This is a genomic window from Rhodoferax ferrireducens, from assembly GCF_003347515.1.
Lineage (GTDB): Bacteria > Pseudomonadota > Gammaproteobacteria > Burkholderiales > Burkholderiaceae_C > Rhodoferax.
On the sequence record NZ_QEII01000298.1, the window covers coordinates 92,297 to 108,637 of the forward strand.

Annotated in this window: 14 protein-coding genes; all 14 read left to right on the top strand. The window is 58.4% G+C overall.

The window, feature by feature from the left end:
* The 14 genes from C5P05_RS20910 to rfbC all read left to right on the top strand — a co-directional run bounded on the left by C5P05_RS20910 (position 1) and on the right by rfbC (position 16,334).
* On the top strand, positions 1-1,296 hold the full coding sequence (locus C5P05_RS20910) for a polysaccharide pyruvyl transferase family protein (protein WP_114971774.1): 1,296 nt from the start codon (positions 1-3) through the stop codon (positions 1,294-1,296).
* A complete protein-coding gene (locus tag C5P05_RS20915; protein ID WP_157979412.1) occupies positions 1,289-2,470 on the top strand; it encodes a glycosyltransferase in 1,182 nt (393 codons plus the stop codon). The genes C5P05_RS20910 and C5P05_RS20915 overlap by 8 nt, the downstream gene beginning before the upstream one ends.
* Positions 2,471-2,809: 339 nt before the next feature.
* On the top strand, positions 2,810-4,747 hold the full coding sequence (locus tag C5P05_RS20920; RefSeq protein WP_157979413.1) for a heparinase II/III family protein: 1,938 nt from the start codon (positions 2,810-2,812) through the stop codon (positions 4,745-4,747).
* 23 nt (positions 4,748-4,770) lie between these two features.
* Complete coding sequence (locus C5P05_RS20925) at positions 4,771-5,229, top strand: UDP-N-acetylglucosamine--LPS N-acetylglucosamine transferase (RefSeq protein ID WP_114971777.1); 459 nt, start codon at positions 4,771-4,773, stop codon at positions 5,227-5,229.
* Positions 5,226-5,705 carry a glycosyltransferase gene (locus tag C5P05_RS20930; protein ID WP_114971778.1) on the top strand — a complete coding sequence of 160 codons (480 nt, stop codon included), beginning with the start codon at positions 5,226-5,228 and terminating at the stop codon, positions 5,703-5,705. Before C5P05_RS20925 ends, C5P05_RS20930 begins: the two co-directional genes overlap by 4 nt.
* 123 nt (positions 5,706-5,828) lie before the next feature.
* Complete coding sequence (locus C5P05_RS20935) at positions 5,829-7,151, top strand: UDP-glucose dehydrogenase family protein (protein WP_114971779.1); 1,323 nt, start codon at positions 5,829-5,831, stop codon at positions 7,149-7,151.
* A gap of 7 nt (positions 7,152-7,158) precedes the next feature.
* A complete protein-coding gene (locus tag C5P05_RS20940) occupies positions 7,159-9,165 on the top strand; it encodes an acyltransferase family protein (protein WP_114971780.1) in 2,007 nt (668 codons plus the stop codon).
* A 78-nt stretch (positions 9,166-9,243) separates the two neighbouring features.
* Positions 9,244-10,134, top strand: a complete 891-nt coding sequence (locus tag C5P05_RS20945) for a D-hexose-6-phosphate mutarotase (RefSeq protein ID WP_114971781.1) — start codon at positions 9,244-9,246, stop codon at positions 10,132-10,134.
* A gap of 30 nt (positions 10,135-10,164) precedes the next feature.
* On the top strand, positions 10,165-11,295 hold the full coding sequence (gene opgC / locus C5P05_RS20950) for an OpgC domain-containing protein (RefSeq protein WP_114971782.1): 1,131 nt from the start codon (positions 10,165-10,167) through the stop codon (positions 11,293-11,295).
* Between the two features lie 129 nt (positions 11,296-11,424).
* On the top strand, positions 11,425-12,720 hold the full coding sequence (locus C5P05_RS20955) for an acetyl-CoA hydrolase/transferase family protein (protein WP_114971783.1): 1,296 nt from the start codon (positions 11,425-11,427) through the stop codon (positions 12,718-12,720).
* A 164-nt stretch (positions 12,721-12,884) separates the two neighbouring features.
* Positions 12,885-13,958, top strand: a complete 1,074-nt coding sequence (gene rfbB / locus C5P05_RS20960) for a dTDP-glucose 4,6-dehydratase (RefSeq protein ID WP_114971784.1) — start codon at positions 12,885-12,887, stop codon at positions 13,956-13,958.
* The gene (rfbD, locus tag C5P05_RS20965; protein ID WP_114971785.1) at positions 13,955-14,872 is read left to right on the top strand and encodes a dTDP-4-dehydrorhamnose reductase; all 918 of its coding nucleotides are present in this window, start codon (positions 13,955-13,957) and stop codon (positions 14,870-14,872) included. The genes rfbB and rfbD overlap by 4 nt, the downstream gene beginning before the upstream one ends.
* Positions 14,869-15,789: a glucose-1-phosphate thymidylyltransferase RfbA gene (gene rfbA, locus C5P05_RS20970; protein ID WP_114971786.1), complete on the top strand. Its 921-nt coding sequence runs from the start codon at positions 14,869-14,871 to the stop codon at positions 15,787-15,789. Before rfbD ends, rfbA begins: the two co-directional genes overlap by 4 nt.
* Complete coding sequence (rfbC, locus tag C5P05_RS20975) at positions 15,789-16,334, top strand: dTDP-4-dehydrorhamnose 3,5-epimerase (RefSeq protein WP_114971787.1); 546 nt, start codon at positions 15,789-15,791, stop codon at positions 16,332-16,334. Before rfbA ends, rfbC begins: the two co-directional genes overlap by 1 nt.
* Positions 16,335-16,341 lie beyond the last annotated feature (7 nt).

The following is a 16,341-nucleotide window of genomic DNA, read 5'->3' on the forward strand; positions in this document are numbered from 1 at the left end:
ATGCAAAAACTCCCCTTTAAATCCAGACTGCGTGAATATATTCGTTTTCCATTGCTGATGCGGGAGTGGAAAAATGTCATTGATGAAATGGGAATTAACCCACCGGTGCCACACGGTCCTATTGAGAAATTCCTGATCATTCCTTGTGATCAAAGAACCGTCATCGGCTCGCGCGGTGACGAGGCCATGATGCTGGCCATGATCCAATCCATACGGGCAAAGAATCCGGACGCCATCATCAGCCTTTTGACTTACGCAGATTTTCAGCACCCGATTTTGCTGGAGTATGAAATTAAAGTTATTCCACAGTGGGCCAATCCGTCATGGTCGCTGGCAGATATATTGGAGGTCTGCTCTCATTTTGATTCCATCATGATTGTCGGTGCCGACACCATGGATGGACATTACTCTCTCTTGAACTCATCCCGGCTCTGGGTTGTCGCGGATTCGGTGGCTCGACTCGGAAAAAAATCAACCATATTGGGATTTTCTTTCAACTCGACGCCCGCCTTGAAAATCATCAATCTCATCAAGAAAGTGTCGCCGCATGTGACGGTATTGTTGCGCGACCCTGTTTCGCATCAACGTTTTGAAAAAATGACCGGCAGACAGGCGAAATGCGCCGCCGATGCCGCGTTTCAGCTGCATGAATCAGAGGCTATACCTCAGATGGATCGGTTGTTGAGCTGGATTGACGAGACGAAAGCAAGCGGCTCGAAAGTCATTGGATTCAATGTTCATCCCATGCTGTTCGACATGTCTGATCCGGCAGTGAAAACCCAATTCATCCAGGACTGCGCCAAGGCACTGCTCCGCGCGATGGGTGAACATTCAATTTCGGTTCTGCTTATTTCCCATGATTTCAGAGGCTCAGATGAGGCCGATCTGGGATTGCTGGAGCGCATCTACGCCACTGTAAAAAATGAGGCCGGCGACAGGATTTATCTGGACAGACATCCCTACAGCGCCACCGAGCTTAAATTCATCGCTGGAAATATGGATGCCGTTTTTTCGGCACGGATGCATCTTTGCATCGCGACACTGGGCATGAAGAAGCCGGTCAGCGTGCTGACCTACCAGGGAAAATTCGAAGGTTTATTCAGTTATTTCAAGTTACCCGCCGAATTAATGCTGGATCCCCAGTCGATGAGTCTGGAGGAAGACATATTTCTCGCGATTTCATTTCTGGTTGACAACTTACCCCTGCTGACAAAGGTGGTCAATGACTCCTGGGCAGGCGTCAAGCGATTGGCGGCACTTAATACATTGGCGGCAACAGAGATTAACATTGAATAGTATTGTCATCATCGCAAATGAATTCCCCTATCCACCGACGCACGGTGGCAAAGTGGATGTGTGGCGCCGAATTTGCGCGCTGAAAGAACTCGGTGCGAGGGTGTGTCTTATTGCCTGGGCTGATCCACAAGTGAGCCAGGACACAGCTTCAATCGATGCCGTGCGCGCGGTGGTGGACGAGTTGATTCTTCTCCCCTACCACGATGGATTTCTCCATAAATGTCATCAACTGTACAGGTCGCTATTCCTGCCACGCTCGGTCAGCAATCGATCGCTGACCAACCAACATTTTGCTTCCGTGGTGTCCAAGATCAAGAATTTTGGGCCCGATATTATCTTTCTTGATTCAGTTTATGGCTACCTGCTGGCTGAAAAACTGGTGAAGTCATTGCATATCAAGCTTTATTATCGAAGTCATAATATTGAATATGCTTATCTAAAAAAACAGTTTCTGCTGGCCAAGAAACTGCCGGAAAAAATAAAATGGTTTTTCAATGCCCGCGGCATGGAAGCTATTGAATATAAAACCATCAAGCTGGCAAGCCAGTTTTACGATATTTCCTTTGAAGATCTTGTTTTCTGGCAAAACAAGGGATTTAATCACGGCCACTGGCTCCCGCCTGTCGTGGACATCGAGCTATCTCGGCAACTTTCCAACAATAACAATTACGCACCAAAATATGACGTTGGCTATTTGGGAAATCTGTTCATGCCGAATAACGTCAATGGCCTGGTCTGGTTTTTGAAAGAAGTTGTTCCGCTGGTGCGGTCAAAATCTCCTGGCGTCAAAATTTTTATTGCGGGCAGCAAACCGGCTCCGGAGTTGCTGGATCTGGCGAAGTTATCTGGCGTTGATGTTCTGGCCAATCCACCTGATATTGTTCCGGTACTGCGCAATGCCAAGGTGTTGGTTAATCCGGTATTTGCCGGCAGCGGTGTCAACGTGAAATCTGTTGAGATGCTGTTCACCCCGTGCCAGCTTGTGGCCACCCCCATCGGGCTGGGCGGATTACCCGAACAGGTAAAAAAATGTTTTTGGCAAGCGGAAACTCCGCAAGAGTTTGCCAACGTTGTGCTTGCGGCTATTGATGATTTTAAATCGATCAACATGAATGAACGCAACACCGCACGCACTCATTTTTTACCCGAGGCAGTGGGTCTCATCCTTCACTAATTAATGAGAATTTTGTTACACATATTTTAATGAGCACAGATCATCATGTGCTTAAATATTAAGACTCTCGCAGTGACCTGAATTCACCGCCTCAATAGCAGCCGCGTATCGCTGGTTTTATTGGCGCCGATTTTATGAAGGATTTCATATTGCGAAGCTGTGACACAGTTCGTATTTTTTCTGCCGGCGCAGATGATCGATGAGGCCGCTGATTCCGTAGGCACGGTGATTGGCCAATGGCTTAAAAGGCCTCAAGAGTTCACCAAAACGTGGTTACCCCGCTGCAATATGTTTTGCAGCGGTTTAGCAGAATCTTTCGAAACCTGGATCCACTTTTCCATGAAACTCTTTTCTTGTTGGCAAAATATCCTGATCGTTACGGGTCTGGCCTTCTCATGCGCGGGCCAGGGGTCGGCGTCGGAGCTTGCGGAAACAGCCAACCGGGTGGCCGTTGAGCGATTCGCGGAGGCGAGCCAGTTGGCCACCCAGCCGCCGTGGAATGCCTGGGTCACACAAGAATCAGAGACTTTGCGCGGCTGGATGACGGCCCCCCGCGACAACCCCCGATGGAGTGCGGGATGGGCGCACGACCTGGCGGACCCACGCACCGGCGCCTTCCTGAGCTGGGCGCCCAGTATGAACTGCCAGCAATTCGGAGCCGAGGCCACTCGAACCTTCAAGGCCTGCATTTTCATGCAACGCCAGCACAACATCGCCATGATGCTCACAGCGGCGCGCTTGTACCGCCTCACCGGCAAGGTGGAGTTTGCCGAGTGGGCTGCCGCCCAACTCGATGTGTACCAATCGATTTATGCGTCGCCCAGCACCGACAAGTCCGCACCTTCGGGCAAGCTTTTCTTGCAGCCGCTGGATGAAAGCACCGTGGCCGCGTCACTGGCGGACACCGCACGGCTGTTGCGCGGCCACGTCCCGGCGGAACGCGTCGAGGGTTGGTGCAGGAATCTGTTACTGCCCATGGGACGGGCCATGCTGGGGGCGCAGCGTGAAGTGCATAACGTGGCCGTCTGGTACGGTGCTGGCGCCTCCATCATGGCCATGGAGTGTGCCGACGCGGCCATGCTGGAGTCCGCAACAGCGGGCAAATTTGGCTTGCTCAACTTGCTGAAGACTGGTGTCAGCCAGGACGGCTTCTGGTTTGAGCTGTCGCCGCAATACCAGTCTTATGTGGCTACAGCGCTGACCGATCTGCTGATTTCAGCCTCGCTCAGAGGCGAGGCCAGCCGCTTCGAAGAGGTGGGCGCCTATCTGCAGCGGCTGATGATGGCGCCGTCCCAGGTCGCCTTCGGTGGCGGCGATGGCCCCATCATCAACGACATGAATCGACCGGTCCAGATTCCCGATCTGGCACTCGCCAAACGCGCCAGGCGCGTGATCCCGACCGATGTGGGCATCGCCGAATCGCAAAAATCACCGGGATGGAGCGAATTGCTCGACCCGGTCACCGATGTGCCCCACCCGCTCAAATTCCCGGTTTTCGATGCGTCTGCAAAGTCATACACCTGGGTTGGCGGCCTGCGGTCGCTTTATCTCAAGGACGAGGGCTGGGTTGCCTTACTGCGGGCAGGACAGGCTGAGCGTTTTCACGCCCATCAGGACGCCTTGTCGGTCGAGTTGAAGTTCGGCAATACCTGGGTCCTGCGGAACTCCGTTTCGCCCGCCTATGGATCGGAGCTGCACCGCGCCTTTTACAAGCTGGCCGCGTCCTATAGCGGTCCGTTGGTGGATGGCAACGGCAGCAGCAACTGGTTCAAACCGGTGAGTCGGACACGAACAGATGGCAAGGGCGTGTCGGCTGAATTCGACGGATTTGCCAAAGACATCAGCGTCTCGCGTGCGCTCTCGGTTGACGGCAATCGACGCTTCACGGATGCGGTGACCTTCAAGAACATAACGCCCGCCAACGCCACCGCCGCTGCTTCCGCCGCTGTCGCCAGATCAACCGGCGTGCTCTACCACAGCGACTGCACCCTGCCCGCGCCGGCGCTGGACAAACCAGACGAGGTCCTGGCACCGCTCAAGCTGTCGCCGCATATCAAGGGCTGGTCATTGATCCACATGAATGCTGCGCTGAAGAGCTTCACGCTGCAGTGTGGGCAGCAGCAGTTCTTGTTCGCTGTCTCAGGCTCGCGCCCGTTCAGGATATGGCGCGGCGAGTCGCCTGCGCTGGCCCCGGCCAGGCAAAGAACCGCCCTCTACATCGAGCTGGAAGCCGGTCAGGGCGGTTGGCTATCGACCGCCCTCTCACCCAGCAATTGATTTCTTTTAACCACGAGTGACGGATGAATACCTTGAAACGAAAAAAAGTACTGGCAGTGGCCTCGGGTGGCGGGCACTGGGTGCAGCTGCTGCGCCTGCGCCCCGCCTATTTGCACCACGACGTCACCTTCATGACCACCAACGCGGCTTACGCCAAGGACGTGGATTCAGCGCTGGTCACCGTCACGGACGCCAATATCTGGGACAAACTGGGCTTGCTGCGCATGTTTTTTGAGGTGTTCATGCACCTGCTGCGCATCCGGCCCGACATCGTGATCACCACCGGCGCCGCGCCCGGTTTTGCCGCCATCGTGCTGTCGCGCCTGTTTGGCGCCAGGACGATCTGGGTCGACAGCATCGCCAACTCCGAAGAACTCTCCAACTCGGGCAAACAAGCCGGGCGTTTTGCCCATGTCTGGCTGACGCAGTGGGAGCATCTGGCCAAGCCGCAAGGCCCGCAATTCTGGGGGGCGGTTTTATGATTTTCGTCACCGTAGGCACGCAGCTCGCCTTTGACCGGCTGATTGAAGCGGTTGATGTCTGGGCCGGCAAGCATCCCGGCGAAACCGTTTTTGCGCAAATTGGTCCTGGCCACTACAAGCCCAAAAACTGCACTTTTGCCGATTTCGTGCCGCCCGACAAAGCCAATGAGCTGATCCGCACGGCCGACCTGATCATCTCGCACGCCGGCATGGGCTCGATCCTGACCGCGCTCAAATACCAGAAGCCGATTCTGGTCCTGCCGCGCAAAGCCTCGCTGGGCGAGCACCGCAATGAGCATCAACTCGCCACCGCCAAATGGCTGGGCCAGAAGTCGGGCATTTTCGTGGCCGAGGAAGCGGGCGACATCGCCACCATTCTGGGCATCCGGAGCCAGCTCAAGTCAGGCGACAGCATCAGTGAATACGGGCAACCGGCCTTCACGGACCGCCTGAAAAACTGCATCGATCTCGCTTGAGCCCGCCGGGCAAGTCCATCAGGCGCGCGCACATTACTATTTAAACAATAGCTATATGCGCTTGATGGACAAGGGCCAGAGGCCTATTTCTTATAAATTTTGGGTATTAAGGGGTAAATCTTCATGAAAATTACTGTAATTGGCACGGGGTATGTGGGCCTGGTGTCGGGCACCTGCCTGGCCGAAGTGGGCAACGATGTTTTGTGTCTGGACGTGGACCCGGCCAAGATCAAGACGCTGGAAGAAGGCGGCATCCCGATTTTTGAGCCCGGCCTGCAGGAGATGGTGCGCCGCAACGTGGCGGCCGGGCGCCTGCACTTCAGCACCGACCTGGAGCGCGCCGCGCACTTTGGCACCATCATGTTCATCGCCGTGGGCACGCCGCCCGGTGAAGACGGCTCGGCCGACATGAAATACGTGACCGCGGCGGCACGCAACATCGGCAAATACATGACCGACTACAAGGTCATCGTGGACAAGAGCACGGTGCCGGTGGGCACGGCCGATATCGTCAAGGCGGCGGTGGCCGAGGAGCTTAAAAAACGCGGCGTGGACACGCCCTACAGCGTGGTCTCCAACCCCGAGTTCCTGAAAGAAGGCGCGGCGGTGGAGGACTTCATGCGACCCGACCGCATCATTGTGGGCTGCGACGACGAGCAGGCCGTGCTCTACATGCGGGCGCTGTACGCGCCGTTTCAGCGCAACCACGACCGCTTGATCGTGATGGACATCCGCAGCGCCGAACTCACCAAATACGCCGCCAACGCCATGCTGGCCACGCGCATCAGCTTCATGAACGAGCTGGCCAACCTGGCCGAAAAGCTGGGCGCCGACATCGAGAGCGTGCGCAAAGGCATTGGCAGCGACCCGCGCATCGGCTACGACTTTTTGTACTCGGGCGCCGGTTATGGCGGCTCGTGTTTTCCCAAGGACGTGAAGGCGCTGATCAAGACCGCAGCGATGGACGCCGGCATGGAACTGCAGGTGCTGACCGCCGTGGAAGCCGCCAACGACGCGCAAAAACATGTGCTGGGCACCAAGATCAAGGCACGTTTTGGCGAGGACCTGGCCGGCAAGCACTTTGCGCTGTGGGGATTGGCCTTCAAGGCCAACACCGACGACATGCGCGAGGCCACCAGCCGCGAGGTGATCAAGGACTTGCTGGCCGCTGGCGCCACCGTCACCGCCTTCGACCCGGAAGCCATGCCCGAGGCCAAACACTGCTTTCCGGACCTAAAGGGCCTGAGCTACGCCAAGAACCAGACCGCCGCGCTGCAAGACGCCGATGCGCTGGTGATCGTGACCGAGTGGAAAGAGTTCCGCAGCCCCGACTTCGCCACCCTCAAAGCCAAACTCAAGACGCCGGTGATCTTCGATGGCCGCAATATGTACGACCCCAAGCTGGTGCGCGGTCTGGGCTTCGAGTACCTGGCGATCGGACGCTGACATTCACATGACGCAACACGCCAAAACTGCACCCGGCTTTCGCAACGACATCAACGGCCTGCGCGCCTGGGCCGTCGTGGCCGTCATCCTCTACCACTTTGGTGTCCCGGGCATCAGCGGTGGTTTTATCGGGGTCGACGTGTTTTTCGTGATCTCCGGCTTGTTGATGACCGGCATCGTGGTCGGTGGTCTGGAGCGCGAAGGCCGGTTTTCGGTCTGGGCGTTTTACATGGCCCGGGCGCGCCGCATTCTGCCGGCCTTGATGGTGCTGTGTGCCGTGCTGATGACGCTCGGCTGGTGGCTGCTGCTGCCGCTGGACTACAAGATGCTGGGCAAACATGCGCTGGCCGCCCTCAGCTTTCTCTCCAACATCCTGTTCCAGCGCGAGGCCGGCTATTTCGACGCGGCATCGCACGAAAAATGGCTGCTGCACACCTGGTCACTGGCAGTGGAGTGGCAGTTTTACATGCTGCTGCCCCTGGTCTTGCTCGGAGTGTGGAAGTGGCGCCCGGGCCGCCGGCCCCTGGTGGTCGTGATGACGCTCGCCCTGCTCGGCTCGCTGGCTCTGTCGATCGTCTTGACGCCGCGCCTGCCCACGCCGGCCTTTTACCTGCTGCCCACCCGGGCCTGGGAAATGCTGGCCGGCGGTCTGGTGTACCTGCTGGCGCACCGCCTGGTGTTGACGCCGCGCCAGCGTATGGCCCTGGAGTTTTGCGGCTTTGGCCTGGTGATCGCGGCCCTGGTGGCCTTCGACGCCAGCTCCGCCTGGCCGGGCTGGCGGGCGCTCGTGCCCGTGCTGGGCGCGGTGCTGGTGCTGCTGGCGGCGCGCTCCAACACTTTTTGGACCGGCCACCGCGTAGCCCAATGGCTGGGCACACGCTCGTATTCGCTGTATTTGTGGCACTGGCCGGTGGTGGTGGCAACGGTTTATGCCGAGTGGCAGGGCGAACCGCTGGCGATGGTCGGCGGTCTGCTGCTGACGCTGCTGCTGGGCCATCTGTCTTATATCTGGGTCGAGACACCGGCGCGCCAGCAGCTGGTCAAGCTGCGCCGCGGCTGGGGCGTGGCCGCTCTGGTCTGTGGGACCGCAGTAGTCGCGGCGCCGGGCGCCCTGGCGCAATGGAAACAGGGCATACCCGGGCGCTTTCCGTCCAAGCTGGAGCTGATCAGCCAGGAGGCACTGAACCGAAACCCGCGCCACAAGAACTGCCATCCCGCCACCGGCATCGCGTCGCCGTCCTGCATGATGGGCGGCAATACGCGTCGCGCCATCCTGCTGGGCGACAGCCATGCCAATGCCGTCGTGTCTTCGCTGGCGGCGGCCGCGCCGCTGTCCGACGATGGCGTGATGGAATGGTCGTACACCGCATGTCCCACCCTGTTTGGCGTGTTGCCCGCCCCACACAGGATGCTTGCCGCGGAGTCCCAATGTGGCCGCTTTCTCGACTGGGCCAAGAATGAGTTGCTCACTGTGCCCAAGGAGATTCCGCTGGTGATTGTCAACCGGACCAGCCTGTACGCGATGGGCCATAACATGCCCGGCAGCAAGGATCTCCACAGGCCGTTGGTGTATTTCACGCAGCCGTCGGATACCGCCAGCCCGGCTTTTCTGGCGGAATTCTCCCAGCGCCTGACCGACTCGGCCTGCCAGCTGGCCAAACAGCGTCAGGTTTACCTGGTGCGGCCGTTTCCAGAAATGGACGTTGATGTGCCTCACACCGCCCGGACCCTGGTTTTTCGGGGCCAGCGTGAAGAAGTCTCCATTTCTCTCGCGGAGTATCACCAACGCCACGATGTCGTCTGGGCCGCACAGGACGCCGCACGCGACCAATGCGGGGTGAAAATCCTCGACCCCCTGCCCTATCTATGCTGGGATGGCCGCTGTCACGGCTCTAAAGACGGGCGACCCTTGTATTTCGATGACAACCATCTGAGCGAGTTCGGCAATCGACTGCTCGTGCCCATGTTCGCCCCCGTTTTCGAGCCACGTTCGACACCAGCCAGCAACCTATGAAAGCGGCTTGCTGGCAGACTCAATATGCTATTAATAAAGAAGCTACCTGCGCACTATCCACGGGGGCTATAGGCCTAAATGATCAATAAAAACTTAGCCAGTGATTGCCATGAAACCGCGCCCCGGCTGACGCACCGGGACGTGGGCGCGCAGGTCTTGCAGGCCAGCCTTGCCAATACCGCCGGCATTTTTTATCTGAGTCCCTTGTCCGTGGGTCTGCCCGGCGCCGGTTCAGCCCCGGCGCCCGCGCGCGGTGGCGTGCCGGTGCTGTTCCCGCAGTTTGCGGACGGGCCTATTTCCGGGCCACCCGCGTTAGCGGGCTTGCCGGCCTTGCTGAGGCGACCCGCATTGCCCAAGCATGGCCTAGTGCGCAGCGCGCACTGGCATCTGTTGGAGGACACAGCCGCGCCGGGGAGACACCGGCTGGGCTACGGCCTGGACATTGCAACGGATGACTACCCCGCCTGGCCGCACGCCGTCCGGCTGAGACTGCAGGCGCAGGCCCAAACCGATACGCTGGTATTCAGCCTGCAGGTGAGCAACACCGGTCGCGAGGCGTTCAGCTGGACCGGCGGCCTGCATCCTTATTTTGCGGTGCCGGATGTGCTGCGCAGCAGTCTCTTCGGCCTGGCCGGGCTGGCGCTGCAGGACCGCTACGACACGGCGCTGCGCACCCAGCCGTCCGGCGACCTGGGCTGGAACGAACAACCTTTTGAGCGCCTGTTTGATGCTTGCCCCCCAGTGATACTGGATGCCGGCGCCTATTCACTGCGGCTCAGCGCCACCGGCTTTGACCAATGGATGGTCTGGAACCCGGGCGAAGCCGGCGCGACAGCACTGGCCGATTTGCCGGCCGGCGACTGGCGCCGATTTGTGTGCGTGGAGCCGGTCTGCGTGGCCAGGCCAATCAAACTGGAACCGGGCGAAACCTTTGAGGGAACATTGTGTATTCAGGTCTGCAGGCACTGATATGGGTTGCCTGGTGATTCTGCATTGACTATGAATAAAAATGTCAATGGTGCTGCACGACAGCCAAGAGATCGGCGATTGGATTTCATTCGAGGGGTGGCAATAATTACTATTGCCTTGAATCATCTATCTTGGCTAACCAATGAATTGGGACGGGTGGGTCAATCATTTCCCACATTGACTGCATTTGGATACTCGTCGTCAGCTGAAATTTTCTTCCTCTTGTCTGGTTATTTAGTTGGTCGGCTTTATGTGCCCTGTGAGCGAGTGGTGGACATTAGAAATCTGATTAAACGTAGTTTTGATCGGGCCATCAAGCTGTACATATTCAATGTTGTCATTTTTGTTGTGCTCGCCGCATTCTCTGGCGTCGTGGGCATTAAGCTCCTGACGTTGACTGGCTTCATTTATGTTGGCGATGAGCCGTTTGATGCGATGTGGAAATTCTTGACATTGCAGGGACACCCAGCATTGTTGGGGATACTTCAATACTATTTTGTTTTCTTGATTGGCGTTCCACTATTTGCGTTTGTGCTTGTCCGTTCTGTGACGATGGCACTTTTGGCGAGTGTCTTGCTTTATGCAGCGGTTCAATTTTTTCCTGATCTGAATATCGACGGAGGAACTTTTGGACGGGAAAATGGCTGGGCTTTTAATCCGATGGCATGGCAGCTTATTTTTTACTTTGGACTTGCTGGTGGTCGTTTTAATATTTTTGATAAGTCAGTTTGGAAAATAGATTATTACAAGTGGGCGGTTGCATTTTCTGCACTGATTTTTTTTGGATTAACACTTGTCTATGTCATTCAAAAAATGAATGGCGGAATGATTGAAGCTTATAGTTTAGTTTTGGCCTCAAAGCAGAATTTAGGCGTATTTCGACTAATGCATGTGACTGCGCTGTTATTTGGGCTGCTTGTACTTCTTGATCGGTTTAACTCAGTATTAACGTGGCGTCCTTCTCGCTGGATTGAGACTGTTGGATCTATTTCGTTGTATAGTTTTTTATTAACGATTCTCTTGAATTATGTTGGCGCTCACATTTGGGTCACGAACCCAGGAAAACTGTCTTATTGGTTGATAGCGGTGGCGACCGTGCTGGGGTTAATTGTATTTTCAGTTAATTTTCAGCGCTGGATGAAATACCGGCCAACAGCCTGACGACTAATAATTCCGACTGCATCGAGGCATAAAAAGCATAAATACCGCGCCTGACATTGGTCATCAACTACCATTCCGGGCATGCCACACGCGCATCAACACACCAGCAATCAGGGAACGTAATACACCATGTCAGTTCAGGATCTGTATCTCAAAAAACTCGGCACCGCAGAAGATGCCATCGATCAGGTGAAAAACGGTGACTTCATCATCGTCCCGACCGGCGTCGGTGAGCCGCCCACCCTGCTGACCGCACTCTCGGCGCAGCGGCGCCGCTTCCATGATGTCAAGGTCGGGCAGATCCTGGCGGTGCGCAAGTTTGGCTACATCGACCCGGAAACGGTCGAGCATGTGCGCCATGTGGCGTTTTTCTTCGGCACCGCCACGCGGGTGGGCGGCCAGAGCGGCTGGATCGATTTCATCCCGAGCTATTTCTCCGAAATGCCCAGCCTGATCGAGCGCGGCCAGATTCCGGCGGACGTGGTGTTTTCAATGGCCTCGCCCATGGACCAGCACGGCTATTTCTCGCTCAGTCTGGGCGCCGACTACACCATGGCCGCCGTGGCCAAGGCGCGCGCCGTGGTGCTGGAGGTGAACCCGAATGTGCCGTTCGCCAATGGCAATTGCCATGTGCATATTTCGCAGGTGACCGCGCTGGTGGAGAGCAGCGAGCCGGTGATGGAAGTGGGCTTGCCGAAAATCGGCCCGGTGCAGGTCGCGATCGGCAAGTATGTGGCCGACATGATCGAGGACGGCTCGACGCTGCAGATCGGCTACGGCGGCATCCCGGATGCGGTGGTGATGCAGCTGACGCACAAACACGACCTGGGCATTCATACCGAGATGATTGGCGACGGCATTCTGACGCTGATCGAAAGTGGCGTCGTCACCAACCGGAAAAAAACCTATCTGCCGGGCAAGTCGGTGGCGACCTTTGCGCTGGGTTCCAAAAAACTGTACCAGTTCATGGAGCGCAATCCGGCGCTGGAAATACACCCGGTTGACTTCACCAACGACCCCTACCTTGCGGCCAGGAATGACAAGCTGATGGCGATCAACGCCACGCTGCAGATCGACCTGCTCGGCCAGTGCGGCTCGGAGAGTCTGGGCCATGTGCCTTATTCCGGCACTGGTGGCCAGGCCGATTTTGTGCGCGCCGCCAACCGTTCGCGCGGTGGCAAGGCCTTCATCGTGCTACCGTCCACGGCCCAGAACGACCGGATCACCCGCATCGTGCCGACGCTGGCGCCCGGCACCCACATGAGCACCAGCAAGAACGATATCAATTACGTGGTCACCGAATTCGGGGTCGCGCAGCTGCGGGGCAAGTCCGCCAAGCAGCGCGCCCAGGAAATGATCACGATTGCCCACCCGGATTTCCGCGCCGAATTGACTGCGGCGGCCAAACAGATGCACATTCTTTAAGCGCTGATGGGCGCGTTCACCCCATAACCGTGCACTGTTTGTCCAATATCAGCTTGGGCCAGAAGCCATTTTTTAAAATCGATCGGGCTGCGCCGACAAGCGGTCGCAGGAGATGCATTGGCCATAATTGAGTCCGTTTTTATGTTTTCAGGGACGCAAATCACATGACTATTCTCGTCACCGGCGGCGCCGGCTTTATTGGCAGCAACTTTGTGCTCGACTGGCTCAGCGCCTCTGACGAGCCCGTCATCAATCTCGACAAACTCACCTACGCCGGCAACCTGCAAAACCTGGCCTCGCTCGCCAATGATGCGCGCCATGTGTTTGTGCAGGGCGACTTTGGTGACACGGCGCTGGTCAATGGCCTGTTGGCGCAGTACCAGCCGCGGGCCGTGCTCAACTTTGCCGCCGAGTCGCATGTGGACCGCTCCATCACTGGGCCGGGCGAATTCATCCAGACCAATATTGTGGGCACCTTCAATCTGCTGGAGTCGGTACGCGCATACTGGGGCGCGCTGGACGCCGCGCCCAAAACCGCTTTCCGGCTGCTGCACGTGTCCACCGACGAGGTGTACGGCTCACTGGCCAAGACCGACCCGGCCTTTACCGAGACCCACCGCTACGAGCCCAACAGCCCGTATTCGGCCTCCAAGGCGGCCAGTGACCATCTGGTGCGGGCCTACTTTCATACCTACGGCCTGCCGGTGCTCACCACCAACTGCTCCAACAACTACGGGCCGTTCCACTTTCCCGAGAAGCTGATCCCGCTGATGATCGTGAACGCCCAGGCGGGCAAGCCGCTGCCGGTGTATGGCGATGGCCAGCAGATTCGCGACTGGCTGTACGTCAGCGACCATTGCAGTGCCATCCGCCGGGTGTTGCAGGCCGGCCAGCCGGGCGAAACCTACAACGTGGGCGGCTGGAACGAAAAACCCAACCTCGACATCGTGCACACCGTGTGCGCCCTGCTCGACGAACTCAAGCCACGGGCCGACGGCAAGCCCTACAAAGAGCAGATCACCTACGTCACCGACCGCCCCGGCCACGACCGGCGTTATGCGATCGACGCGCGCAAGATCGAGCAGCAACTGGGCTGGAAGCCGGCCGAGACCTTCGAGACCGGCATCCGCAAGACGGTGCAGTGGTACCTGGACCACCCGGACTGGGTGGCCAATGTGCAAAGCGGTGGCTACCGCGACTGGATCGCCCAGCAATACGGCGCAGGTATTCCGGCATGAAGATTTTGTTATTCGGCAGCAGCGGCCAGGTCGGTTGGGAGCTGCAGCGCAGCCTGGCCGTGCTGGGCGAGCTGGTGGCCCTCGGCCGTGACCCTGCCCACAACCCGGAACAGCTGTGCGGCGACTTGGCCAATCTGACCGGTCTGGCCGAGACGGTGCGCCGGGTAGCCCCCGACGTGATCGTGAACGCAGCTGCCCACACCGCTGTCGACAAGGCCGAGGCCGAGCCGGAACTGACCCGCACCCTGAATGCGCTGGCGCCGGCTGTGCTGGCGAGCGAGGCCGCCAAACTGGGCGCCTGGCTGGTGCACTACTCCACCGACTACGTGTTCGATGGCCGCGGCGAGCAGCCTTGGCGCGAGCTTGACGCCACCGGGCCCTTGAGCGTGTATGGCCAGACCAAGCTGGAGGGCGAGCAGCTGGCGGCAGCCGCCAACCCCAGGCACCTGATTTTCAGAACCAGCTGGGTGTATGGCGCACGCGGCGGCAACTTCGCCAAGACCATGTTGCGACTGGCCGGCGAGCGCGAAACATTAAGCGTGATTGACGACCAATTCGGCGCGCCGACCTCGGCCGAACTGCTGGCCGACGTGACGGCCCATGCACTGGTGGCGGCCATGAATAAACCCGAACTGGCCGGGCTGTACCACTGCGTGGCGGCGGGCGAGACCAGCTGGCACGGCTACGCCCGCTTCGTGCTAGCGCAGGCGCAAGCGCTGGGCTGGATACTCAAGGCCGGCCCGGCACAAGTCGCGCCCACGACCACCGCCAACTACCCGACACCGGCCCAACGGCCCTTGAATTCACGTCTGGACACTACCCGGCTGCAAAACGCATTCGGGCTGGTGCTACCGCCATGGCAAGTGCAGGTCGCACGCATGCTGCAAGAGATCACAGGGAGAAACCAGGAATGACAAGCACATCTACCAGCCAGCCAGGCAGCGCCGCTGTGCGCCGCAAAGGCATTATTCTGGCCGGCGGCTCGGGCACGCGCCTGTACCCGGCCACCCAGGTGGTGAGCAAACAGCTGCTGCCGATTTACGACAAACCGATGATTTATTACCCGCTGAGCGTCTTGCTGCTGGCGGGTATTCGCGAGGTACTGGTAATCTCCACGCCGCAGGACACGCCGCGCTTCGAGCAGCTGCTGGGCGACGGCAGCCAGTGGGGCATTCAGATCAGCTATGCGGTGCAAGCCTCGCCCGACGGGCTGGCGCAGGCGTTTCTGATTGGCGAAGCCTTTCTGGATGGCGCGCCGAGTGCGCTGGTGCTGGGCGACAATATTTTCTACGGCCACGATTTTGCCGGGCTGCTGGACAGCGCCAGCCGCCAGACGCGTGGCGCCACCGTGTTTGCCTATGCGGTGCAAGACCCCGAGCGCTACGGCGTGGTGGAGTTTGATGCAGCTGGCCGCGCCATCAGCCTGGAAGAAAAACCGCAAAACCCCAAGTCACGCTACGCGGTGACCGGCCTGTATTTTTACGACAACCAGGTGGTGGAGTTGGCCAAAAGCATCAAGCCGTCAGCGCGCGGCGAACTGGAAATCACCGACCTGAACCGGCTGTATCTGGAGCAAGGCTCGCTGGACGTGCAAACCATGGGCCGCGGCTACGCCTGGCTAGACACGGGCACGCATGAGTCCATGCTGGAGGCCAGCCAGTTCATCTACACCATCGAGAAACGCCAGGGCCTCAAGGTGGCCGCGCCCGAGGAAATCGTGTGGCGCCACGGCTGGGTTGACGACGAGCAGTTGCACAAGCTGGCGCTGCCCCTGGCCAAGTCGGGCTATGGGCAATACCTGTTGCGCTTGCTGAAAGAGAAGGTGTATTGATGAAGATCACCCCTTGCGCCATTGCCGATGTGCTGCTGATTGAACCCCGGGTGTTTGGCGATGAGCGCGGTTTTTTCTACGAGAGCTTTAACCAGCGGGCCTTTTACGCAGCCACCGGGGTGAAGCTGCCGTTTGTGCAGGACAACCACTCCAAATCGGCGAAAGGCGTGCTGCGCGGCCTGCACTATCAGTTGCACCACCCGCAGGGCAAGCTGGTGCGCGTGGTGGCCGGCGCGGTGTTTGACGTGGCGGTGGACATCCGCCCTGACTCGCCCACCTTTGGCCAGTGGGCGGGTGAGGTTTTGTCGGCCGACAACAAGCGCCAGTTGTGGGTGCCACCCGGTCTGGCCCACGGCTTCCTGGTGCTCTCGGATAGCGCCGAATTTTTGTACAAAACCACCGACTATTACGCGCCGGAACACGAGCGCTGCATCGCCTGGAACGACCCGACGCTGGCCATTCAATGGCCCGAACTGGACGAGCCACCCCAGCTCTCGGCCAAAGACGCGGCAGGCCTGTCGTTTCTGGACGCTTGCTCCGATTAACCTGAAT

Bases quoted from the DNA above. Each gene is read 5' to 3' on its own strand.
- opgC (WP_114971782.1), top strand. From the start codon at position 10,165: ATGAATAAAAATGTCAATGGTGCTGCACGACAGCCAAGAGATCGGCGA.
- C5P05_RS20935 (WP_114971779.1), top strand. From the start codon at position 5,829: ATGAAAATTACTGTAATTGGCACGGGGTATGTGGGCCTGGTGTCGGGC.
- rfbC (WP_114971787.1), top strand. From the start codon at position 15,789: ATGAAGATCACCCCTTGCGCCATTGCCGATGTGCTGCTGATTGAACCC.
- C5P05_RS20930 (WP_114971778.1), top strand. From the start codon at position 5,226: ATGATTTTCGTCACCGTAGGCACGCAGCTCGCCTTTGACCGGCTGATT.
- C5P05_RS20910 (WP_114971774.1), top strand. From the start codon at position 1: ATGCAAAAACTCCCCTTTAAATCCAGACTGCGTGAATATATTCGTTTT.
- rfbD (WP_114971785.1), top strand. From the start codon at position 13,955: ATGAAGATTTTGTTATTCGGCAGCAGCGGCCAGGTCGGTTGGGAGCTG.
- rfbA (WP_114971786.1), top strand. From the start codon at position 14,869: ATGACAAGCACATCTACCAGCCAGCCAGGCAGCGCCGCTGTGCGCCGC.
- C5P05_RS20955 (WP_114971783.1), top strand. From the start codon at position 11,425: ATGTCAGTTCAGGATCTGTATCTCAAAAAACTCGGCACCGCAGAAGAT.
- C5P05_RS20925 (WP_114971777.1), top strand. From the start codon at position 4,771: ATGAATACCTTGAAACGAAAAAAAGTACTGGCAGTGGCCTCGGGTGGC.
- C5P05_RS20940 (WP_114971780.1), top strand. From the start codon at position 7,159: ATGACGCAACACGCCAAAACTGCACCCGGCTTTCGCAACGACATCAAC.
- C5P05_RS20945 (WP_114971781.1), top strand. From the start codon at position 9,244: ATGATCAATAAAAACTTAGCCAGTGATTGCCATGAAACCGCGCCCCGG.
- rfbB (WP_114971784.1), top strand. From the start codon at position 12,885: ATGACTATTCTCGTCACCGGCGGCGCCGGCTTTATTGGCAGCAACTTT.
- C5P05_RS20920 (WP_157979413.1), top strand. From the start codon at position 2,810: ATGAAACTCTTTTCTTGTTGGCAAAATATCCTGATCGTTACGGGTCTG.